This window comes from Variovorax sp. GW821-FHT09B05, assembly GCF_059418265.1.
Window position 1 is genome coordinate 42,384 of sequence record NZ_JBWKPN010000006.1, and the last position, 21,659, is coordinate 64,042.

Consider the following 21,659-nt stretch of genomic DNA (forward strand, 5'->3'; position numbering starts at 1 on the left):
GGCAATTCCGAGGGGCGCGGAGATGTTCGCTTCTTGTCGAAAGCAGTCATCCGGAAAGAGTGATCCTCGGATCGGGTTCGCCCGAACGTCGTTTCTCCAGCCGAACGTCACCATCCCCCAGGTCTTGCTCGCGTCCCCAGCCGAGATGCCGATAGACGCAGGCAGCACGGCTGCTTCTTGCCGTCTCGAGCCAAACGACAGGATGCAGGTCGAACAAGGCAGCTTCGCAGACCTGGATGAGGCGCTTCCCGATGCCTTGGCCCTCGAACTCCGGCAACACGAACACGGCGAACAGGCAGGCCGTTTCGAGATCCACCATCGCGAAGCCGACGACATCGCCCTGAACTTCGCCGACCCAGGCGCAAGCCGCGCTTTCGACGGCCTGGGCGATGGCTGCCGGTGTCACGCCAATCCCGGCGAGTTCCTCGATGGTCATCGCGTTCTCTCGCACCGTCGTTCTGACGTTGAACATGGCGTCTACATCGGCGATGGTCGCCGGACGGATGAGCGGACGGGTCGCGGTGGTCATGCCGCGAAACTTCCATCCACACCGGAAGCAGGAAAGCCCGACGTTTCGAAGATATCGTGCGCGGCCGCCGAAGGCCCGAGAACCGCAGCAAGGGTGCGGCCAAGCTCTCGCGCGATCCTTGGCTTGCCGAAGGCGGCAGGCCCGTCGATGAAAACGAGCTTCATGACGCCGGGGGCGTTGTCGGCCGCATGGGATGCGGGGACCCAGGCCACTTACTTCCCACGACGCGGCTCCATCCCCAGAGACGGCCCCTGCCGAATGGGACGACGAACCAGCTGCGCCAGATCCAGGCTCGGGTAGCGCTGATTCACGACTTCCTCCAGGCTCGGGTAGCGCGAATCCACGACTCCGGTGGCGCCGCTTTTCTCATACATCCCATCGGCATACATGGGTGGCACTGATTTGGACCCGATGCCACAGGCCTGATGGAAGTGCCCGATATAGACAGGCTTGCCAGCTTCCGCCACGAAGACTCTGTTTTCCGCCAATCCGTCCGCAGGCACGACTTCCGGGTAGCCATCGCTCCAGCCGCTCGCCGGTGCGCGGCGAGCGGTCATCCCGGCTTCGATGGTGTGGCTCTGCAGGGTATAGCGGCCGCTGGGAATGACGTAGGCCACCGGCAAATACGTGTATGCCGTCTGCCTGGGTATCGTCGGTTGGGCTGCCGCCTTGGCGGCCCATTCGGCATCGGTCCTGGGAATGCGGATTCGCAGCGTTTTCCCGTGATCGTCGAAGAAGGTGAGTTCCTGAATGCGCGATCCCTTGGGTGGCAGGCTGTCGGGGTTGCACATGGGCTCGATGTGCGTCGTCACGGAGGCGATTACGATCGCATTGCGCCCGCTGAACCGTTGCGCGAGTTCTTCGCGTTCCATGCCCGGGGTGAGGTAGGTGCCGACGGTGTCGGCATCGTTGGCGGCATATGCGAGGGACAGTGCCAGTGCAAGAAGAAGATTCAAGGCGAGTGCGCGCATGGGTCTTGTGAGTCCTCGAGGATTCGTGCAGTCGATCGGCCGAGTATTGCCGATGCCGTTCGACCCACCTCGTGCGCTACTTCCTCATCGCCTCGCACTGCGCCTCGATCCGCGCATGAAGCAAGCCCAGCGACACCGCAACGAAGCGCTGTAGCGAGCTGCGCTGGCACGCGTCGAGCACAGGGCCGGGGTCGGTATCGGATGACGCAGCATCGTGCCGCTCTTCATCCCACTGCAGCAGTTGAACCAGCAACTGCGCGCCTTGCACCACGTCGCGCGCATCGTTCAAGAAAGCGGCCTGGTGTCGTCGGCTGGGATCGAGTCCCTGCGGAGGAACCCATTCGAAGGGTTTGAACTGAGAGACGGGGCGTGCCCCCGAATCACCGGCGTCGGTGCCTGCATCGAAGTCTTTGGCCATGTGGGCCTCCAAAGTGAATCGCAGGATGTCTTCAGGCCGCCAAACCCGGCCTCGTTCACACGAGGCGAGGGCACTGTAGGTGGTCGCGGCGAGGGTCGTCAAGTTTCGTGTCCGGCGGCGCAACATTGCTTGAGCCGACCGGTGACCCTGTCGCCCATTTGCTCCCCATCCCACCCCGCCTCGCTATCCTTCCGCTCGCCATTCACTTCAAGAAAAGGGGACCCTCATGACTCAACCTTCCTCACCCATCTTCTCGCTGCGCTCCATCGCGCTGGCCTGTACCTTCGCCCTCGGCGCCGCGACCGCCGCCCATGCCGCCCCCGACGCCAAGCTGCTCGCCGCGGCCGAGAAGGCGCAGCCGGCCGTGATCGAGAACCTCAAGGAGATGGTGCTGATCGAGTCGGGCAGCCTCAACGTCGACGGGCTGATGAAGATGGCCGACGTGGTGGAAGGGCGGCTCAAGGCGGCCGGCTTCAAGGTCGAGCGGCGCAAGGCGACGGCCGGGGCGGGGGCCGACATCGTGATCGGCACGATGAAGGGCAACGGCAAGCGCAAGATCATGCTGCAGGGCCACATGGACACGGTCTACCAGCCCGGCATCCTGAACTCGCAGCCCTACAAGGTCGACGGCAACCGCATCTACGGGCCCGGCATCGCGGACGACAAGGGCGGGCTCGCGGTGATGATGGCCTCGCTCAAGATCCTGGCCGACGCGGGCTGGCGCGACTACGACACGCTCACGGTGCTGATGAATCCCGACGAGGAAGTGGGCTCGGTCGGTTCGGGCGAGCTGATCGCGACCACGGCCGACCTGCACGACACGGTGCTGTCGTTCGAGCCGACGGCGGCGAAGTCGGTGGTGAAGGGCGAATCGCTGCTGCTCGGCGCGGCCGGCATCGCGCAGGCCACGCTCGAGGTGAAGGGCCGCGCCTCGCACGCGGGCGCGGCGCCCGAGCTGGGCCGCAACGCGCTGTACGAACTCTCGTACCAGATGCTGCAGACCAAGGATCTCGCGAAGGACATCCCGGGCGTGACGCTCAACTGGACGGTGGCGCGCGCGGTGGGCCCGATCAACCAGATCACCGAGAAGGCGCAGGCGCTCGGCGACGTGCGCATCACCGAGCCCGGCGCGGAGAAGAAGCTCGACGCGGCGCTGCAGGCGAAGATCGCGAGCGGCAAGCTGATTCCCGATACCGAGACGACGGTGAAGGTGGAGGTGGGCCGCCCGGCCTTCGTGGCGGGCGAGAAGGGCCGTGCGCTGGCCGAGAAGGCGCAGGCGATCTACAAGGAGATCGACCGCGAACTCGCGCTCACGCCGATGACCGGCGGCGGCACCGACGCGGGCTACGCGGGGCGCTCGGGCAAGGCGACGGTGGTCGAGAGCTTCGGCCTCGCGGGCTTCGGCTACCACGCGCGCGACGAGTACATCGAGGTCGACTCGATCGTGCCGCGGCTGTACCTGGTGACGCGGCTGCTGACGGAGATCGGCAAGGGCCGCTGAAGCACGCCGCACCCGCCATGAAAAAGGCGCATGCGAAGGACTCGCATGCGCCTTTTTGCTGGGGGCTGAAGGCTTTGATCGGCTGGCGCCCCGCGGCGCCTGCCGTCACTGCGGACGCTGATCGCCGGGTGGGCGGTTGCGGTGCGCGGCCTGGGCTTGAGCCTGGGCCTGCGCTTGAGCTTGTGCCTGCCGTTGCTGCATCTGCTGGGCCTGTTGCTGCTGGCGCTGCGCGGCCTGCTGCTGAGCCTGTTGGGCCTGCTGCTGTTGGCGCTGCATCGCCTGCTGCTGGGCTTGCTGGGCCTGTTGCTGCTGGCGTTGCATGGCTTGCTGCTGCGCCTGTTGAGCCTGCTGCTGTTGCCGCTGCATGGCCTGCTGCTGGGCTTGTTGCTGGGCCTGTTGCGCTTGCTGCTGCTGGCGACGGATCTGCTCCTGTTGCTGCTGGGCCTGCTGTTGCTGGCGTTGCGCGGCCTGTTGTTGCTGCTGCTGTTGTTGCTGCATCTGCTGGCGCCGCGCCTGTTCCTGCTGCTGTGCCTGCTGGGCGGCCTGCTGCTGTTGCTGCCGTGCCTGGTTCTGCGCGACCTGCTGCTGTTGCATCTGCTGGCGGCGTGCCTGCTCCTGCTGCGCTTGCTGCTGTTGGCGGGCCTGGTTCTGCTGGGCTTGCTGTTGCTGCTCTTGTTGGCGACGGACCTGTTCCTGCTGCGCCTGCTGTTGTTGCTGCTGCCTGCGGCCCTGGTCTTGCTGAGCCTGCTGTTGCTGGCGTCGCGCCTGTTCCTGCGCTTGCTGTTGCTGCTGTTGTTGTTGGCGGCGCGCCTGTTCCTGTTGCGCCTGCTGCTGGCCGGCCTGGTTCTGGGCCAGTTGCTGCTGGCGACGAGCCTGCTCCTGCTGCGCTTGCTGCTGCTGCGCCTGCTGGCGTGCGGCCTGGGCCTGCTGGGCTTGCTGCTCGCGCGTCTGCTGTTGCGTCATCAACTGCTGGCGTCGCGCCTGGTCCTGCTGAGCCTGTTGTTGCGCCTGTTGTTGATGCGCCTGCTGCTGCATCTGCTGTTGGCGCGCCAGGGCCTGCTGCTGGGCTTGTTGCTGCGCCTGCTGCTGGCTCTGCAACTGCTGCGCGTGTTGCTGCTGCTGTTGCTGCATCTGCAGCTGGCGCGCCTGTTGCTGCTGCGCGAGCAGCGCGGCGGCCTGCTGTTGCTGGGCCTGCTGCTGCTGCATCGCGAAGTTGGGCGACTGCCCCGGATGCGCGGCCTGCCAGGCGGCCACGCCCGCATCGCCGCGCGGGCGGTCACGGTCGCGGCCGCCGCCGTTGTTGTTGTAGACGTTGTTGACGACGGTGGTCGAGCGCGAGACGTAGGTGTTGTTGTTGTAGACCACGGCCGGGCGATAGGCCGGCGGCGGCGGCGCGGCGCGCTGATAGTCGCGATCGCGCGGACGGCCCCAGTTCACGTTCCAGGAGTTCCAGCCCCAGCCATGGCGCTCGAGCGCCGAGGCCACGACCACGCCGGCACCGAAGGCCAGCACGCCGGCCGTGGCGACCTGGGCGCCGCTGTAGCCGCGGTCGACGTACACGGGCTGCGGCGGGGGCGTGTAGGCATAGCCGGGGTAGGCGGCCACGGGTTCGCCGTAGATCTGCTGCGGGTTGTAGCTGGGCACGTAGACCACGTCGGGCTGCGCCTGCTGGATGGTGATGAGCTGCTGCGGCGGCTCGACGATGAGCGGGCCCGCATAGGCACCCTGCGGGTCGGGCGCGGGCGTGTAGTTGGCCGGCGCCGCGGCGGTCGCGACCTTGAGCTTGTCGTTGTTCTTGAGTCGGCCGGCCTTGGAGGCGCGCTGGCGCATGACCTGGATGGCGTTCATCACGTCGGCCGGGTCGTTGTAGTAGGCCTTGCCCAGTGCCTCGGTCCAGGGCAGGTTGCCGGCCATCTGGTCCATCACGTTGCGGAAGGCGGTCAGCGACTTGACGCTCGGGTCCCAGGGCTGCTGGTTGACGGCATCTGCGAGCGCGCCGGCCTTGAGCGTGGGGTTCTGCTTGAGCCAGTCCTGCGCGGCGGTGATCTGCTCGGGATAGGTGGCGCCGGCCAGCACCTGCGCCACGAGCTTGTCGGGGTACAGCGCGATGGGCGCGACCATCTGGTAGAGCTCCTCGGCCGCGGGTGGCACGTAGGCCACCGGCATGGGGGCCGCGGGGGCCGGTGCCGCGGCGGCGGGCACGGAGGCCGCGGCCTGGGGCGCGGGTGCGGCGGCATTCTGCGCGGCGGGGGTCTCGGACTTGTCGCAGCCCGCGAGCACCAATGCTGCGGTGCACAGCGACAGCGTGAGTGCACGCGCGAGGGGGGTGTGATTGGAGGGGATCATCCTGGCCTTCCTGGGGCGCTGTTGGAGCACCCGCTCGTACAGAACGGGTGCCGCAACTCGAGCGATGACGAAGCATGGCCCGAGGATGCAACGGGCTGTGTCGTCTGCCGGGCGCTGGCCGGGTAGGAACAGGCCTGTCAAGAAAGGTGAAGGGCCGGTGAATGCCGGCCCCTTGCTCCCAGTCAGCTCGCGGTCAGTGCCGCGGCATGCGGCTGGCGGCTACTTCGCGCCGCCGGTGTACTTGGTGACGCTGCTCGCGCTCACGTGGTAGCCGCTCACGCCCATCATCGAATCGTTGCGCAGGGTCTGCAGCTTGCCCGTGACCCACACGGTGTCCATGGCGCGGAACTTGGCGCCCTTCTGCGGCACCACGTGCAGGATCTGGTTGGCCGGCGGCGGCGGGGTGTGGATGCAGGCGCCGAAGTAGGGCACGAGCAGGAACTCGGTGACCTCGCCCTTGGCTTCCTCGAGCGGCACGATGAAGCCGGGGATCTTCACCTCCACGCCGTTCATCGCGGGATTGGTCGGCGCGTTGTTCGACACCTCCTGCATCTTCATCAGCAGCTCGTTGGCGCGCGGGTCGCCGTCGTCGAGGGCGCTGAGGTCCATGCCCTTGAACTCCTTCGACGGGTCCCAGTCCTTGGGCACGAGTTCCTCCCAGGTGATCTGGCGCGGCTGGCCGGCCGGGGCCTTGGCGGTGGCCGCGGGGGCGGCCTTGCCGCCGAGTGGGTTGGTGGCGGTGGTGTCCTTGGGCGCGGGCTCGGCGGCCCAGGCGGCGGCCGCGAGGCTGGCGCCGGCCATCAGCAGGGCGAAGCGCTTCGAGGCCTGGACGGCGGGATGGAGAGTCTTTGCGTGGCGCATGGGATCAGATCCTCGGTGAAAGCCCGTCGGCGAGCGAGAGCCGGTAGGCGCGAATGCCGGGCAGCAGGCTCGCCAGCCAGCCGGCGGCCAGCAGGCTCGCGAGCAGCAGCCATTCGTTCAGTGTAGGTTCGGAAAGCCGCAATGTCAGCCCGAACTGCGACTGCAGCCAGGGCGCGAGGCCGGCGATGCCCAGCACCGCCATCAGCACGCCCACGAGCACGCCGAGCACGGTGACCAGCGCGCCCTCGAGCGCGAGCAGCGCCAGCACGTGGCGCAGGCCCGCGCCCACGGCGCGCAGCACGGCGAGTTCGCGCCGCCTTTCGTTGAGACCGGCCATCACCACCGACACCAGGCCCGCGAGGCTCACGAGCGCGACCAGGCCCGACATCAGCAGCAGCGCGTTCTCGCCCACGCCGATCACGCTCCAGAGCTCGTCGAGCGCCACGCCGGGCAGGATCGCCATCAGCGGCTCGCCGGTGTAGGTGGAGATCCAGCGCTGCACCGAGAACACGGCGGCGCGGTTCTTCAGGCCCACGAGCGCGGCCGTCACGTTCTTGGGCGTGAGGTCGAACTTGCGCACCTGCTCGGCCGGGATCTTCACGCCGGGCATGGGCGCGCCGCCCACCCATTCGAGGTGGATCGCCTCCATGGCCGCGAGGCCGATGTGCACGGTGCGGTCAACCGGCGTGCCGGTGCGCGCGAGCACGCCCACCACGGTGAAGGGCTTGTCGGCATGCTCGGCCACGTTGAGCTCGCCGCTGCCGTGGGCCAGCGTGATCTTCTGGCCCACGTGGTAGCCGAGCTTGTCGGCCACCTCGGCGCCGACCACGGCGTCGAACAGCTCGCTGAAGGGCTTGCCTTCGCGCAGCGCGAGCGACTGGCGGTCGCCGTAGCGAAAGCGCGTGAAGTACTCGGGCGAGGTCGCGAGCACGGCGAAGCCGCGGTGCGAATCGCCGAGCGACAGCGGCACCACCCAGTCGACGCCGGGGTGCGCCTGCAGCGCCTGCACGCTCTTCCACGCGATGTTGTTGGTGGCCGCGCCGATGCGGAACACGGAGTACAGCAGCAGCTGGGTGGAGCCGGTGCGCGCGCCCACGATCAGGTCGGTGCCCGAGACCGAGGAGGCGAAGTTCTCGCGCAGCTCGGTGCGGATGCGCTCGACGCCCAGCAGCAGGAAGGTCGACAGCGCGATCGAGAACACGGTGAGCGCGAGCGTGAAGCGGCGGTTCCAGGCGCTGCGCCAGGCGATGGAGAACAGGGCCTTCATGCGTCGGTCGCCATCGTCGCGCTCGAGGCGCGGTTGATCTCGGGGAGCAGCACGTGCCGCGCGAAGCGCTGCGCGATGCGCTGGTCATGGCTCACGAACACCAGCGCGCTGTCGTTCTCGGCGCAGGCGGTCAGCAGCACGTCGAGGAAGGCTTCGCGCCGGTCCTCGTCGAGCGCGGAGGTGGGCTCGTCGGCGATCACCACCTCGGGCTGGCCGATGAGCGCGCGCGCCGCGGCCACGCGCTGCTGCTGGCCCACCGAGAGCTGCAGTGCCTGGCGCTGCCAGAGCTTGCGGTCCAGGCCCATCTGGTCGAGCAGGTGCTCGGCTTCCTCGCGCGCGCCGCGCTGGCGCGAGGCCTGCTCGCGGCGCCGTGCCGAAAAGCGGCAGGGCAGCAGCACGTTGTCGACCACGCTCAGATAGGGCAGCAGGTTGAACTGCTGGAAGATGTAGCCCACGTGCGCCACGCGGCAGCGGTCGCGCGCGGCGCCCGAGAGCTTGGACCAGTCGTGGCCCAGCAGGCACACGCGGCCCTCGTCGGCCACCAGCACGCCGGCCAGCAGCGACAGCAGGGTGCTCTTGCCGCAGCCGCTGGGGCCATGCAGGAACACCGATTCGCCGGCCGTGATGCGGAAGGCCTCGATGTCGATGCAGGGCGTGGCGCTGCCAGGCCAGGAGAAGCGCAGCGATTCGGCCGAGAGCACCACGCGCAGCGGCGTGGATTCGGCCTGCGAAGGAAGGCTCACGACCTCACTTGCCCCAGGTCAGGCGGGCCGGCTGCGCGGCTTGCGCACCCGCGGGGCGCTTGAGCTGGCGCTTGAACTGGCCTTGCGCGGAAGCGATCTGCGCATCGATCTGGCGCGTGCCCTTGAAGGCGGCGAACAGGCCGATGTCGATGTACTTGGCGGCGGCCGCGTTGGCGCAGTTGAACGAGAAGGTGGCGTCGAGGTCGGCATGGCCCTCGGGCTCGCTGGCATCGGGCTTGCCGAGGCCGAGCGCGCTGGAGCGCAGGTCGACCGGGCCGAGCTTGCAGCTCGCGGCGGGGTCGATGGCGAACAGCTTGTCGGCCGCGCGCAGTTGGGCCACGGCGTCCTCGACGGTCTTCTTCTCGGCATCGGTCTTGGGCGCGCGCTCGAAGCCGACGATGTTGTCGAGCGGCGACTCCATGTCGATCACGACCGTGGGGCCGTCGATGGCGACGTCGAGCTTGATCTGGCCGTGCACGTGGGCGTGCTGCTGCTGGGCCTGCGCGGCCGCGAACGGGGCCGAGGCCACCAGCGCGAGGGCGGCGGAAGCGAGGATGCGTCGGAGAGCGCGTCGGTCGGTGCTGGATCGGGTCAGGGTCATGGTTGGGCGCCTTGCCGGGTCGGCAGCCCCGGGGTGTTGCTCCATTCGCTCCAGCTGCCGGCATAGAGCGCGGCCGTTCCGAGCCCCGCGATGCGCATCGCGAGCAGGTTGGGAACGGCGCTCACGCCGCTGCCGCACTGGTGGACGACCGTCGCCGGATCGCGGCCTTCGAGCAGCGTTTCGAACTCGGCGCGCAGTTGCGCGGCGGGCTTGAACTTGCCGTCGGGACCGAGGTTCTCGGCGAAGGGGCGGTTGAGTGCCCCGGGGATGTGACCGGCGATCGGGTCCAGAGGTTCCACCTCGCCGCGATAGCGTGCACCGGCCCGCGCGTCGATCAGGTTCTGGTCAGGCTGGCCCAACCGACGCACCACGGTGTCGGTGGTCACGAGCCGCACCAGCGGCTCGCCCATGACGAAGTTCGACTGGAAGCGCGCGGGCTCCTCGCGGTCGGTGACCTCGCCGCCCTCGGCCTGCCAGCCCTGCAGGCCGCCGTCGAGCACGGCCACGGCGTCGTGGCCCATCCACTTGAGCATCCACCACAGGCGACCGCAGTAGTTGGCGCCGTTGCGGTCGTAGACCACGGCCTGCATGTCGTTCGAGAAGCCGATGCCGCTGAGCCAGGCCGCGAAGCGCTCGCGGCTGGGCAGCGGATGGCGCCCGCCCGAGGCCGGCACGCCGTCTTCCTGCGCCACCACCACCTCGCCGTGCGCGCCCGGCACTCCGTGCTTGGCGCTGAGGTCGGTGTCGAGGTCGGCATGCAGCGCGCCCGGGATGTGCGAGGCCGCGTACTGCTGGGCGCCCGACTCGGGCTTCATGAGGTCGAAGCTGCAGTCGAACACCATGAGCGGCGTGCCGGCGGCCTGCAGGGCGCGCAGCGCATCGGCGGAAACGAGGGTGGTGAAGGTCATGGCGAAGAACTCCTGGACGCATGGGCCGCACCATATCGGCGGCGGATGTGAAGGGGACTGCGAACCGGCCTCAATGTTCCTCGGCCGGCGCCTGTGGCACTGTACGCTGACGCAACACGGTTGCGGCAACGCCGCTCGCGATGATGAGCGCCATGCCGGTCCAGCCGGCGGCGTCGATGCGGTCGTCGAACAGCACCACGCTGTAGAAGGCCGCGAAGATGATGCCCGAGTACTGCAGGTTGGCCACCACCAGGGTGCCGCTCTCGGTCTTGGCGGTGGCGTAGGCGCGGGTCATGCAAAGCTGTCCGAGGGCCGCCAGCAGGCCGATCGGCAGCAGCCACAGGCCGTGGCGCCAGTTCCATTCCGAGAAGCCGGTGAAGGCCGTGGCCAGCGCCCCGGCCACGGCCGAGCCGAGCGCGAAATAGAACACCGTGCGCATCTCGGGCTCGCCGATGCGCGAGAGCGCCACCACCTGCATGTAGGCGAAGGCGGCGGTCAGGCCCGACAGCAGGCCCAGCAGGCCGGCGAAGCCCTGGCTCGAATCGACGCTGGGCTTGAGCATCAGCACCACGCCGGCGAAGCCCGTGAGCACGGTCAGCACCAGCGGCGCCTGCAGCGGCGGGCGCGAGACGCGGCCGTCGCGGCCCGGCACCGGCATCCAGGCCAGCAGCGCGCCGCCGACCAGGAAGGCGGCGATCCAGACGCTGCTCATGTAGTTGAGGGTGACGGCCGTGGCCAGCGGCATGTGGGCGATGGCATAGAACCATGCGCCCAGCGAGACCACGCCGATCAGGCTGCGCCAGGCATGCATGCCCGGGTACCGGGTGGCGAGCGAGACGCCGCGGCTGCGCGCCAGCAGCCACAGGAAGACGATGCCGATGACGCCGCGCCAGAGCACCATCTCGCCGCTGGTGAACCAGGCCGAGGCGATCTTCACGGCCACGCCCATGGAGGCGAACAAAAAGGCGCCGAGCACCATCCAGAGCGCTTGCATCGTCTTGACTTCTTACAAAAGAAAAATAGCTGAAACGCCCGCCAACCGGGCGCATTCAGCTATCAAGAGAATAGCAGGAAACGGAACCGAAGCAGCCGCTTCGGCGCCTCAGCCGGCGGCCTGCAGCTCGCGCCGGTACCACTCGTGGAACTGCTGCATGCCGTCTTCCATCGGGCTCTGGTAGGGGCCGGTCTCGTTGTCGCCGCGCAGCATCAGCGCGCGGCGGCCGGCGTCCATGCGCTCGGCGATCTCGTCGTCTTCCACGCAGGTCTCCATGTAGGCGGCGCGCTGGGCCTCGACGAACTCGCGCTCGAAGGCGACGATTTCCTCGGGGTAGAAGAACTCCACCATGTTGAGCGTCTTGGTAGGGCTGACCGGGTGCAGCGTCGAGACGGTGAGCACGTGCGGATACCACTCGATCATCACGTGCGGGTAGTAGGTGAGCCAGATCGCGCCGTACTTGGGCGGCTTGCCCTCGCGGTACTGCAGCAGCTGTTCCTGCCACTTCTGGTAGACCGGGCTGCCCGCGCGGCCCAGGCGGTTGGCCACGCCCACCGTCTGCACCGAGTAGTTGCGGTTGAACTCCCAGCGCAGGTCGTCGCAGGTGACGAAGCTGCCCAGGCCCGGGTGGAACGGGCCGACGTGGTAGTCCTCGAGGTAGACCTCGATGAAGGTCTTCCAGTTGTAGTTGCACTCGTGCAGCTCGACGTGGTCGAGCGCGAAGCCCTCGAACGAGAGGTCGGCGCGCGGTCCCAGGCCGGCCATGTCGGCCGCGATGTCGCGACCGTTGGCCTCGAACAGCAGGCCGTTCCATTCGGTGAGCGGGTAGTTGTGCAGGTTCAGGCAGGGGTCCTGCGCGAAATGCGGGGCGCCGATCAGCGTGCCGGTGGTGCGCGCGTCGGCCGCGGCATAGGTCCAGCGGTGCAGCGGGCAGACGATGTTGCCGCCGGTGCGCGCGTCGAGTTCGCCGCGGCCCTGCAGGATCACGGCCTGGCGGTGGCGGCAGACGTTGGAGATCAGTTCCACGCCCTTGGGCGTGTGGACCAGCGCGCGGCCCTGGTGCTCGTGGGGCAGCGTGTGGAAGTTGCCGGCCTCCGGCACGGCAAGGCGGTGGCCGACATAGCGTGGGCCACGGGCAAAGAGCGTTTCCATCTCGCGGGCGAAGAGCGCCTCGTCGAAATACGCGGAAACCGGAAGTTGGCTCGTGGCCTGCTGCAGTTGAAGACTTAAATCAGACATGGAGGACCTGACCAAGCTCCCCACAGGGAGGAAAACAAAATTGAAACGGAAGGTACCGACGACAGGAGAGGCGTGTCGGCCCGAGAGTTGCGCCGGCGTGACCGGCTGGGGGAGGGGGATTGTACCCGGGGGGCCTTCCTTGTGGCCCCTGGGGCTTTCACCCTGGTCGGGCCGGCGCCCTGTCCGGCCGTGCACGACGCCGCGCCACGGTGTCGCGCAAGCCGCCGATGTGCCATCGGCCGCGACCTAAAATGCGCGGTTTCATCCTCGTTGCCCCCGCATGCCCAACGTGCCTTCCTCTCCCGCGTCCAGTCCGGCGCCCACGCCCGACACGGGCCCGATGCCCGTCAGCTACGAAGCGGGACTCCAGGAACTGGAGCAACTGGTCGCGGAACTCGAATCGGGCCAGCTGCCGCTCGACCAGCTGCTGGGCAGCTACCAGCGCGGCGCCGCGCTGCTGGCCTTCTGCCGCGACCGGCTGCAGGCGGTGGAAGACCAGATCAAGGTGCTCGACGCGGGCAGCCTCAAGCCCTGGGCCGCCGAATGACCGCGGCCACCACGTCCCCTGCCTGGGACCAGGCCCGCCTTGCGCTCTGGAGCCGCCCGCACCTCGAGCGCGTCGAACAGGCGCTGTCGGGCTGGGTCGGCGTCGATTCGCCGGTGCTGCTCGGCGAGGCCATGCGCTATGCGGTGCTCGACGGCGGCAAGCGGCTGCGGCCGCTGCTGGTGCTCGCGGCCAGCGAGGCGGTCGGCGGCAATGCGGCCGCGGCGCTGCGCGCGGCCTGCGCCACCGAGCTGATCCACGCCTATTCGCTGGTGCACGACGACCTGCCGTGCATGGACAACGACGTGCTGCGCCGCGGCAAGCCCACGGTGCACGTGAAGTTCGGCGAGGCCGACGCGCTGCTCGCGGGCGACGCGCTGCAGGCGCTGGCCTTCGAACTGCTCACGCCCGATGGCGACGAGGTGCCGCCCGCGATGCAGGCCACGCTGTGCCGCATGCTGGCGCGCGCCGCCGGCAGCCAGGGCATGGCCGGCGGCCAGGCGATCGACCTCGCGAGCGTGGGCGTGGCCTTGAACGAAGCGCAGTTGCGCGAGATGCACCGGCTGAAGACCGGCGCGCTGCTGCAGGGCAGCGTCGAGATGGGCGCGGCCTGCGGCACCGGCGTTTCGGCGGCGGCGCTGGCCGCGCTGCGCGGCTACGGCGCGGCGATCGGCCTGGCCTTCCAGGTGGTCGACGACATCCTCGACGTCACGGCCGATTCGCAGACCCTGGGCAAGACCGCCGGCAAGGATGCCGCGGCCGACAAGCCCACCTATGTGTCGCTGCTGGGGCTCGAGGGCGCCCGGGCCCAGGCTTCGCAGCTGCTCGACGACGCGCTCGCCGCGCTCGATGCGAGCGGCCTGCAGGACACTGCAGCGCTGCGCGCGCTGGCCCACATGGTCGTAGACCGCGACCGCTAGACAAGAACGAACACCACGATCCATGGCCGCTCCGCTGCTCCCCACGCTCCACGATCCGTCCCCCATCCGCCAGTACGACCGGGCCCAGCTCAAGCAGCTGTCCGACGAGGTGCGCGCCTGCGTGCTCGACAACGTCTCGCGCACCGGCGGGCACCTGAGCTCGAACCTCGGCACGGTGGAGCTCACGGTCGCGCTGCACCACGTGTTCAACACGCCGCACGACCGGCTGGTGTGGGACGTGGGCCACCAGACCTATCCGCACAAGATCCTCACGGGCCGGCGCGAGCGCATGCCCACCCTGCGCCAGCTCGGCGGCATCTCGGGCTTCCCGCAGCGCAGCGAGAGCGAGTACGACACCTTCGGCACCGCGCACTCGTCGACCAGCATCTCGGCCGCGCTCGGCATGGCCATGGCCGCCAAGCAGAAGGGCGAGGACCGCTTCACCGTGGCCATCATCGGCGACGGCGCGCTCACGGCCGGCATGGCCTTCGAGGCGCTCAACAACGCGGGCGTGTGCGACTGCCGGCTGATCGTGATCCTCAACGACAACGACATGTCGATCAGCCCGCCGGTGGGCGCGCTCAACCGCTACCTCGCGCAGCTGATGAGCGGCAACTTCTACGCCGCCGCCAAGAACGTGGGCAAGAGCGTGCTGCGCGCCGCGCCGCCGCTGTTCGAGCTGGCCAAGCGCTTCGAGCAGCATGCCAAGGGAATGGTGGTGCCGGCCACGCTGTTCGAGCAGTTCGGCTTCAACTACGTGGGCCCGATCGACGGCCACGACATCGACTCGCTGGTGCCCACGCTCGAGAACCTCAAGCACCTCGAGGGCCCGCAGTTCCTGCACGTGGTGACCAAGAAGGGCCAGGGCTACAAGCTGGCCGAGGCCGACCCCGTGGCCTACCACGGCCCCGGCAAGTTCGATCCGCAGGTCGGGCTGGTCAAGCCCGCGTCGGCGCCCAAGAAGACCTTCACGCAGATCTTCGGCCAGTGGCTGTGCGACACCGCGGCCAAGGACGGCCGGCTGGTCGGCATCACGCCCGCGATGCGCGAGGGCTCGGGGCTGGTGGAGTTCGAGCAGCGTTTTCCCGATCGCTACTACGACGTCGGCATCGCCGAGCAGCATGCCGTGACCTTCGCCGCGGGCCTGGCCTGCGAGGGCCTGAAGCCGGTGGTGGCGATCTACTCGACCTTCCTGCAGCGCGGCTACGACCAGCTGGTGCACGACGTCGCGATCCAGAACCTGCCGGTGGTGTTCGCGCTCGACCGCGCGGGCCTGGTGGGCGCCGACGGCGCCACGCACGCGGGTGCCTACGACATCCCGTTCCTGCGCTGCATCCCGAACATGAGCATCGCCTGTCCCGCCGACGAGCGCGAGACGCGGCAACTGCTGACCACCGCCTACGAGCAGGACCACCCGGTGGCGGTGCGCTATCCGCGCGGCGCGGGTGCCGGCGTCGAGCCGCACCTCGCGCTCGACGGCCTGCCCTTCGGCAAGGGCGAGCTGCGCCGCCAGGGCCAACGCATCGCCATCCTGGCCTTCGGCACGCTGCTGTATCCGGCCCTCACGGCGGCCGAGGCGCTCGACGCCACGGTGGCCAACATGCGCTGGGCCAAGCCGCTCGACGTGGAACTGCTGCTCGAGGTGGCGCGCTCGCACGAGGCGCTGGTCACGCTCGAGGAAGGCGCATTGATGGGCGGCGCGGGCAGCGCGGTGCTCGAGGCGCTGCAGGCCGCGGGCGTGCAGGTGCCGGTGCTGCAACTGGGCCTGCCCGACCGCTTCATCGAGCACGGCGACCCGGCCAAGCTGCTGGCCTCGATCGGGCTCGATGCGGCGGGCATCGAGCAGTCGATCGCGCAGCGCTTCGGCCGCGCCGCCGGCTGAATCAGCTGCCCAGGTAGGCTTCCTGCACCTTCGGATCGCCGAGCAGGTCGCGACCGCTGCCCGACAGCACGATGCTGCCGGTCTCGATCACATAGGCCCGGTCCGCGATCTTCAGTGCCTGGCGCACGTTCTGCTCCACCAGGAAGATCGTCAGGCCCTGGCGGTTGATCTCGCGCAGCGTGCGGAAGATGTCCTGCACGATGATCGGCGCCAGGCCCATCGAGGGCTCGTCCAGCAGCAGCACGCGCGGCTTCGCCATCAGGGCGCGGCCGATCGCCAGCATCTGCTGCTCGCCGCCCGAGAGGTTGCCGGCCAGGCCGTCGGCGCGGTCCTTGAGCACCGGGAACAGGGCGTAGATGCGCTCCAGGTCGGCCGTGCGCGCGGCCGCGCCGTCGCGCCGCGTGTAGGCGCCGAGCTCGAGGTTCTCGCGCACCGTCAGCGTGGTCAGCGTGGCGCGGCCCTCGGCCACCTGCACCACGCCGCCGGCCACGATCCTGTGCGGCGCGAGGGCGGAGATGTCCTGGCCCGCGAACACGACGCGCCCGGCGGTCTTCTTCACCAGGCCCGACAACGCCAGCAGCGTGGTCGACTTGCCGGCGCCGTTGGCGCCGACCAGCGTGGTGATCTGTCCTTCGTGCAGTTCGAAGTCGATGCCCTTGACGGCCTGCACATGGCCGAAGGAAACCTTCAGGCCCTGCACCTGCAGCAGGGGTTGTTTGCTGCCTGCGCTCATGCCGCGGCCTCCGGTTCGTTGGTGGCTTCGTCGTCCTCGCGGCCGAGGTAGGCCTCGATCACCTGCGGGTCGTTGCGGATCTGCTCGGGGCCGCCGCGCGCGATGATGCGCCCGAAGTTCAGCACCGCGATCTGCTGGCACAAGCCCATCACGAAGCGCATGTCGTGCTCGATCATGAAGACCGTGAAGCCGCGCGCCGCGATGTTCTCGATCTCGACCATCAGCTCGCTCTTCTCGGTGCTGTTCATGCCGGCGACCGGCTCGTCGAGCAGCAGCAGCTTGGGCTCGGTGGCCAGCGCGCGCGCCAGCTCCAGCTTGCGCTGCTCGCCGTACGAGAGGTTGTCGGCGATGTCGTGCGCCTTGTGGTCCAGGCGCACCCAGCCCAGCAGCTCGTGCGCGCGCTCGCGGGCGCGCTTCTCCTCGCCGCGGAACAGGCCCGAGCCCGCGAGCAGGCCCAGCGGGCCGTAGCGCAGCTTGGAATCCATGCCCACGATCACGTTCTCCAGCAGCGACATCTCCTTGAAGACGCGGATGTTCTGGAAGGTGCGCGCGATGCCGCCGCGCGTGATCTGGAAGGGCTTGCGGCCCGCCAGGTCGCGGCCCTCGAAATGGATGCTGCCGCTGGTGGTCGGCAGCAGGCCGGTGATCAGGTTGAACACCGTGGTCTTGCCGGCGCCGTTCGGCCCGATGAGCCCGAAGATGCCGCCCTGCGGGATCTCGAGGTTCACGTCCTGCAGCACCTTGAGTCCGCCGAAATGGCGCGACACGTTCTTCAATGTCAGCAGGGTCTGGCTCATGCGGCGCTCCCCTTGCGGCCGAACCACTGGCGGATGCGCGCCGGGTCCCAGATGCCCTTGGGCAGGAACAGCACGATCAGCACCAGGATGAAGCCGTTGACCACGAGGCGGAAGGCGCCCAGGCCGCGCAGCATCTCGGGCAGCAGCGTGAGAATCGTGCCGCCGAGCACCGGGCCCGTGAGGCCGCCGATGCCGCCGAGGATCGCCATCGTGAGGATGTCGACCGCGCGGTTGAAGCCGTATTCGGACGGGCCGATGAAGAAGGTCAGGTGCGCGTTCAGCGTGCCGGCCAGGCCGGCGATCGCGCCGCCGAGCACGAAGGCCAGCATCTTGTGGCCCGCCACGTCGATGCCCATCAGGCCGGCGGCAGTCTCGTCCTCCTTGATGGCCTCGAAGGCACGGCCCACCTTCGAGCGGCGGATGCGCCACAGCACCAGCAGCACCAGCACCAGCGCGAGCGCCACGTGCCACCACTCGGTCGACTGCGGAATGCCGTTGAGGCCCAGCGCGCCGCCCGTGAGCGACTCGGCGTTGAGCACGGCGATGCGCACCACCTCGCCGAAGGCCAGCGTGGCCATCGCCAGGTACACGCCCGACAGGCGCAGCGTGGGCTTGCCGATGGCGAAGGCCACCAGCGCCGGCGCGGCCATGCCGGCCGCGATGGCGACCGGGAACGGCACGCCGTAGTTGAGCGTGAGGATCGAGGCCGCATAGGCGCCGATGCCCATGAAGGCCGCGTTGGCCAGGGCCAGCATGCCGCAGGCCAGGGTGAGCCAGATCGAGAGCGCCAGCAGGCCGTTGATGCCCAGCGAGAGCACCAGGTTGCTGTAGACCGACCAGAAGTTGTCGAGCGCTTCCATGGTCAGACCTTGCGCTCCTTGAGCGAGCCGAACAGGCCCTTGGGACGCACCAGCAGCACGAGGAACAGCAGGCCGAAGGCCACCGCGTCGCGCATGGTGGAGCCCACGTAGGCCACCGACAGCACCTCGGCGAAGCCGAGGAACAGGCCGCCGAGCAGCGCGCCGCGGATGTCTCCCATGCCGCCCAGGATGATCACGGCGATGCCCTTCTCGAGCATCGGCTGGCCCATCAGCGGGAACAGCGCGTTCGAGTACAGGCCGATCAGCACGCCGGCCACGCCGCCGAGGCCGGCGGCCACGAAGGAGGTCAGGTAGAACAGGCCCTCGACGTTCACGCCCACGAGGTAGGCGGCCTTGGGCGACTCGGCGATGGCGCGCAGCGCGCGGCCGAGCTGCGTGCGTTGCAGCGACAGCAGCAGCACCGCCATCAGCGCGAAGGACGCGATGATGATGCCGAGCTCGAGCGCCGTGACGTGGATGCCCGCGAGCACCAGCGCGTCGTCGGGGATGGTGCCGGACGGGAAGCGCAGGTTCTCCGCGCCGAAGATGCCCTGCACGCCGTTGTTCAGGATGATGGCCACGCCGATGGTGGCGATCATCGGGATCAGGTGGGGCGCGTCGCGCTTGCGCAGCGGCTTGAGCACCAGCACGTCGATCAGCAGGCCCAGCACGCCGCACAGCACGAACGCGAAGGGCAGGCCGGCCCACAGGGGCAGGTTGGTCAGGCGCATGAACTCGGCGGCCGCGTAGGCTCCGACCATGAACACCGCGCCGTGCGAGAGGTTGATGACGCCGAGCACGCCGAAGATGAGTGTGAAGCCCAGTGCGAAGAGTGCGTAGACGCACCCCAGCGACAGGGCGTTGACAAGCTGCTGATCGAGCACGATGGGCTTTCGTCGGGCCGCGGCCGAAGGGCGCCGCGGCGAATCAAAACAGGAAAAACGAATGGCGCAGTGGGTCGTCCTGCGCCGGATGCAAAAGGCAGGGCGGGCCGCGCGGCCCGCCTCGAGCGGCGAAGGTGCCGCCCCTTGCTTACTTCTCGATCACGAACTGCGTGCCGCGCGTCACGCTCACGATGGCCGTCTGTTGCGCGTCGTAGCCGGCGGGCTTGCCGGCCTTGTCCTTGGCGCGCGCGAAGGTGAAGGCGCCGGTGGCGCCGGTCCACTTCACGTTGGGCAGTGCGTCGCGCAGGGCGGTGCGGTCGGCCGGCAGGTTGCCCGACAGCTTCACGCCCTTGAGCGCCTGCGCCACCACGTACAGGCCGTCGTAGGCCTGGGCGGCGAACTGGTCGGGTGCGACCTTGAACTTGTCGTTGTAGGCCTTCTGGAACTTGGTGTTCTCGGGCGTGGCGTTGCTGGCCGACCAGGGGCTGCCGACGTAGAGGTTGTCCGAGCTGCCCTTGGCCAGGTCGAAGATCTTGGTCGAGTTCATGCCGTTGCCGCCGATGACCGGCACGTTCAGGCCGAGCTGGCGGGCCTGCACCATGATCGGCGCGCCCTCGGCCAGCAGGGCCGACAACACGATGGCGTCGGGGTTGGAGGCCTTGATCTTGGTCAGCTGGGCCTTGAAGTCCACGTCGCCCTTGGCGAAAGTCTCGGTGGTGGTCACGGGCAGCTTCAGGTCCTCGAGGGCCTTCTTGAAGTTGTCGTAGCCGCTCTTGGTGAACACGTCGTCGTTGCCGTAGAGCACGGCGACCTTCTTGACGTTGGCGTGCTTGATCGCCACGCGCAGGGTCTCGGGCAGCACGTCGGCCTCGGTCACCGAGTTGCGGAACACGTAGTCGCCGATCGAGGTGATGCCGTCGGCGGTGTTCGAGGTGCCGAAGGCCACGGTCTTGGCGGCCTGGGCGATCGGGTCGGCGGCCTGGGCCGAGTTCGACAGCGTGGGGCCGAAGGTCATCAGGACCTTGTCCTGGAAGATCAGCTTCTTGAAGACGTTGATGGCGTCTTCCTTCTTGCCCTGCTCGTCCTCGATGGCGAGGACGATCTTGTCGCCGTTGATGCCGCCGGCGGCATTGATTTCGTCGGCCGCGAGCTGGAAGCCGTTGCGGATCGCGGCGCCGTACTGGGCGGCACCGCCGGACAGCGCGGCGGCGACGCCGATCTTGATGTCGGCGGCTTGGGCGCCGAAGGCGGTGGCTGCGGCGAAGGCGAGCAGCGCGGGCTTGAAGGAATGGGAGAGTCTCATGTCGGATGCCGTATCGGAGGTGTGTGTAAGGCGGATTAACATTTTATGCCTCGTCCGAATTCAGGCTTCCCGGGGGCCTTGCCGGGCTCGTCGCGGGGCTGCTCGCGGGCCGTGGCGATGGCGTGGCGCGCATCCGCCGTATTGCTGCAGCGCAGGGTAAACCCCCGCCGGTCGCTGTAAGCGCGTTTTTACAATCGCCCGGGCTTCTACAAGAGTCCCCAGCGGTCACAAGCCGTGCGTCGTTTTTTCCAAGTATTCGGAGAGCTATCCATGGATCGTCGTTCCCTCATCAAAAACGCCGGCATCGCTGGCGTCCTGGCTGCCGGCATCGCGCCTGCCGTTCATGCGCAGGCCACCGTCCGCTGGCGCCTGGCGTCGAGCTTTCCCAAGTCGCTGGACACCATCTTCGGCACCGCCGAGGTGTTCGCGAAGAGCGTCAGCGACATGACGGGCGGCAAGTTCCAGATCTCGGTGCATGCCGGCGGCGAGCTGATGCCCGCGTTCGGCGTGGTCGACGGCGTGCAGAACGCCTCGGTCGAAATGGCGCACACGGCGCCGTACTACTTCTACGGCAAGGACCCGACCTTCTGCCTCGGCTGCTCGGTGCCCTTCGGCATGAACACCCGCCAGCAGAACGCCTGGATGTACGAAGGCAACGGCCTGAAGCTGATGCGCGCCTTCTACGCCAAGTACAACATCATCAACCTGCCCGGCGGCAACACCGGCGCGCAGATGGGCGGCTGGTTCCGCAAGGAAATCAAGTCGGTCGCCGACCTCAAGGGCCTGAAGTTCCGCACCAACCCGTTCGCGGGCAAGGTGCTCGAGCCCTTCGGCGTGATCCCGCAATCGATCCCCGGCGCCGACCTGTACCCCGCGCTCGAAAAGGGCACGCTGGACGGCCTGGAGTGGGTCGGCCCGTACGACGACCAGAAGCTGGGCTTCAACAAGATCGCCCCGTTCTACTACTACCCCGGCTGGTGGGAAGGCGGCCCCGAGCTCGACTTCTACATCAACACCAAGGCCTGGGAAGGCCTGTCGGCCGACTACAAGGCGATCGTCGAGGCGGCCGCCGCGCACGCCAACATCACGATGACGGCCAAGTACGACGCCAAGAACCCGATCGCGCTCAAGCAGCTCGTGGGCTCGGGCACCAAGCTGCGCCCGTTCTCGCAGGACGTGATGAACGCGGCCTTCAAGTCGGCCCAGCAGGTCTACTCGGACCTCAACAACTCCAACCCCGAGTGGAAGAAGATCTACGGCGACTGGTCCAAATTCCTGGCCGACCAGAACGCCTGGTTCCGCTACACCGAAGGCACCTTCGACCGCTTCATGCAGCAGCAGAAGCTGTAAGCGCGGCG

Annotated in this window: 22 protein-coding genes; 5 read left to right on the forward strand and 17 right to left on the reverse strand. The window is 68.5% G+C overall.

Annotation, left to right across the window (positions count from 1 at the left end; translation table 11 throughout):
* Window positions 1–46: 46 nt before the first annotated feature.
* The 4 genes from AC07RM_RS16945 to AC07RM_RS16960 form a co-directional block, all read right to left on the reverse strand.
* A complete protein-coding gene (locus tag AC07RM_RS16945; RefSeq protein WP_495335272.1) occupies window positions 47–529 on the reverse strand; it encodes a GNAT family N-acetyltransferase in 483 nt (160 codons plus the stop codon).
* Window positions 526–693, reverse strand: a complete 168-nt coding sequence (locus AC07RM_RS16950; RefSeq protein WP_495335273.1) for a hypothetical protein — start codon at window positions 691–693, stop codon at window positions 526–528. The genes AC07RM_RS16945 and AC07RM_RS16950 overlap by 4 nt, the downstream gene beginning before the upstream one ends.
* Window positions 694–741: 48 nt before the next feature.
* Complete coding sequence (locus tag AC07RM_RS16955; RefSeq protein ID WP_495335274.1) at window positions 742–1,500, reverse strand: hypothetical protein; 759 nt, start codon at window positions 1,498–1,500, stop codon at window positions 742–744.
* A gap of 76 nt (window positions 1,501–1,576) precedes the next feature.
* Window positions 1,577–1,918, reverse strand: coding sequence for a hypothetical protein (locus tag AC07RM_RS16960; protein ID WP_495335275.1), 342 nt, complete (start codon window positions 1,916–1,918; stop codon window positions 1,577–1,579).
* Between the two features lie 226 nt (window positions 1,919–2,144).
* Here AC07RM_RS16960 and AC07RM_RS16965 point away from each other — a divergent pair, with 226 nt between their 5' ends.
* Window positions 2,145–3,419: a M20/M25/M40 family metallo-hydrolase gene (locus AC07RM_RS16965; protein WP_261208022.1), complete on the forward strand. Its 1,275-nt coding sequence runs from the start codon at window positions 2,145–2,147 to the stop codon at window positions 3,417–3,419.
* 105 nt (window positions 3,420–3,524) lie between these two features.
* On the opposite strand, the gene AC07RM_RS16970 is transcribed toward AC07RM_RS16965, so the two are convergent.
* The 8 genes from AC07RM_RS16970 to AC07RM_RS17005 all read right to left on the reverse strand — a co-directional run bounded on the left by AC07RM_RS16970 (window position 3,525) and on the right by AC07RM_RS17005 (window position 12,378).
* On the reverse strand, window positions 3,525–5,765 hold the full coding sequence (locus AC07RM_RS16970) for a DUF3300 domain-containing protein (protein ID WP_495335276.1): 2,241 nt from the start codon (window positions 5,763–5,765) through the stop codon (window positions 3,525–3,527).
* A 219-nt stretch (window positions 5,766–5,984) separates the two neighbouring features.
* Window positions 5,985–6,626 carry a DUF3299 domain-containing protein gene (locus AC07RM_RS16975; RefSeq protein WP_093349113.1) on the reverse strand — a complete coding sequence of 214 codons (642 nt, stop codon included), beginning with the start codon at window positions 6,624–6,626 and terminating at the stop codon, window positions 5,985–5,987.
* 4 nt (window positions 6,627–6,630) lie between these two features.
* On the reverse strand, window positions 6,631–7,893 hold the full coding sequence (locus AC07RM_RS16980) for an ABC transporter permease (protein WP_495335277.1): 1,263 nt from the start codon (window positions 7,891–7,893) through the stop codon (window positions 6,631–6,633).
* Window positions 7,890–8,636 (reverse strand): ABC transporter ATP-binding protein, encoded by a 747-nt coding sequence (locus AC07RM_RS16985; protein ID WP_431512055.1) that lies wholly within the window; start codon window positions 8,634–8,636, stop codon window positions 7,890–7,892. The genes AC07RM_RS16980 and AC07RM_RS16985 overlap by 4 nt, the downstream gene beginning before the upstream one ends.
* A gap of 4 nt (window positions 8,637–8,640) precedes the next feature.
* Window positions 8,641–9,237 (reverse strand): DUF2796 domain-containing protein, encoded by a 597-nt coding sequence (locus AC07RM_RS16990; protein WP_093349121.1) that lies wholly within the window; start codon window positions 9,235–9,237, stop codon window positions 8,641–8,643.
* Window positions 9,234–10,145 carry a sulfurtransferase gene (locus tag AC07RM_RS16995; protein ID WP_495335278.1) on the reverse strand — a complete coding sequence of 304 codons (912 nt, stop codon included), beginning with the start codon at window positions 10,143–10,145 and terminating at the stop codon, window positions 9,234–9,236. The genes AC07RM_RS16990 and AC07RM_RS16995 overlap by 4 nt, the downstream gene beginning before the upstream one ends.
* Window positions 10,146–10,215: 70 nt before the next feature.
* Window positions 10,216–11,139, reverse strand: a complete 924-nt coding sequence (locus AC07RM_RS17000; RefSeq protein ID WP_495335279.1) for a DMT family transporter — start codon at window positions 11,137–11,139, stop codon at window positions 10,216–10,218.
* Window positions 11,140–11,247: 108 nt separating this feature from the next.
* The gene (locus AC07RM_RS17005; protein WP_057589543.1) at window positions 11,248–12,378 is read right to left on the reverse strand and encodes an aromatic ring-hydroxylating oxygenase subunit alpha; all 1,131 of its coding nucleotides are present in this window, start codon (window positions 12,376–12,378) and stop codon (window positions 11,248–11,250) included.
* 280 nt (window positions 12,379–12,658) lie between these two features.
* On the opposite strand from AC07RM_RS17005, the gene xseB reads away from it, so the two are divergent.
* From xseB to dxs, 3 genes are read left to right on the forward strand one after another with little or no spacing between them, the layout of a single operon-like run.
* Window positions 12,659–12,925, forward strand: coding sequence for an exodeoxyribonuclease VII small subunit (gene xseB, locus AC07RM_RS17010; protein ID WP_495335280.1), 267 nt, complete (start codon window positions 12,659–12,661; stop codon window positions 12,923–12,925).
* Entirely contained in the window at window positions 12,922–13,842 is a 921-nt protein-coding gene (locus AC07RM_RS17015; protein ID WP_495335281.1) for a polyprenyl synthetase family protein, read from the forward strand. The genes xseB and AC07RM_RS17015 overlap by 4 nt, the downstream gene beginning before the upstream one ends.
* A gap of 22 nt (window positions 13,843–13,864) precedes the next feature.
* Entirely contained in the window at window positions 13,865–15,724 is a 1,860-nt protein-coding gene (gene dxs, locus AC07RM_RS17020; protein ID WP_495335282.1) for a 1-deoxy-D-xylulose-5-phosphate synthase, read from the forward strand.
* A 1-nt stretch (window position 15,725) separates the two neighbouring features.
* Here the strand turns inward: dxs and AC07RM_RS17025 are convergent, their stop codons facing one another.
* The 5 genes from AC07RM_RS17025 to AC07RM_RS17045 all read right to left on the reverse strand — a co-directional run bounded on the left by AC07RM_RS17025 (window position 15,726) and on the right by AC07RM_RS17045 (window position 20,301).
* Window positions 15,726–16,457: an ABC transporter ATP-binding protein gene (locus AC07RM_RS17025; RefSeq protein ID WP_495335283.1), complete on the reverse strand. Its 732-nt coding sequence runs from the start codon at window positions 16,455–16,457 to the stop codon at window positions 15,726–15,728.
* Window positions 16,454–17,254, reverse strand: coding sequence for an ABC transporter ATP-binding protein (locus AC07RM_RS17030; RefSeq protein WP_398501284.1), 801 nt, complete (start codon window positions 17,252–17,254; stop codon window positions 16,454–16,456). The genes AC07RM_RS17025 and AC07RM_RS17030 overlap by 4 nt, the downstream gene beginning before the upstream one ends.
* A complete protein-coding gene (locus AC07RM_RS17035) occupies window positions 17,251–18,114 on the reverse strand; it encodes a branched-chain amino acid ABC transporter permease (RefSeq protein WP_398501285.1) in 864 nt (287 codons plus the stop codon). The genes AC07RM_RS17030 and AC07RM_RS17035 overlap by 4 nt, the downstream gene beginning before the upstream one ends.
* Before the next feature lie 2 nt (window positions 18,115–18,116).
* Window positions 18,117–18,998, reverse strand: coding sequence for a branched-chain amino acid ABC transporter permease (locus AC07RM_RS17040; RefSeq protein ID WP_208508800.1), 882 nt, complete (start codon window positions 18,996–18,998; stop codon window positions 18,117–18,119).
* 148 nt (window positions 18,999–19,146) lie between these two features.
* Window positions 19,147–20,301 carry an ABC transporter substrate-binding protein gene (locus AC07RM_RS17045; protein ID WP_203205021.1) on the reverse strand — a complete coding sequence of 385 codons (1,155 nt, stop codon included), beginning with the start codon at window positions 20,299–20,301 and terminating at the stop codon, window positions 19,147–19,149.
* A gap of 270 nt (window positions 20,302–20,571) precedes the next feature.
* Here AC07RM_RS17045 and AC07RM_RS17050 point away from each other — a divergent pair, with 270 nt between their 5' ends.
* A complete protein-coding gene (locus tag AC07RM_RS17050; protein ID WP_208508799.1) occupies window positions 20,572–21,651 on the forward strand; it encodes a TRAP transporter substrate-binding protein in 1,080 nt (359 codons plus the stop codon).
* Window positions 21,652–21,659: the final 8 nt, after the last annotated feature.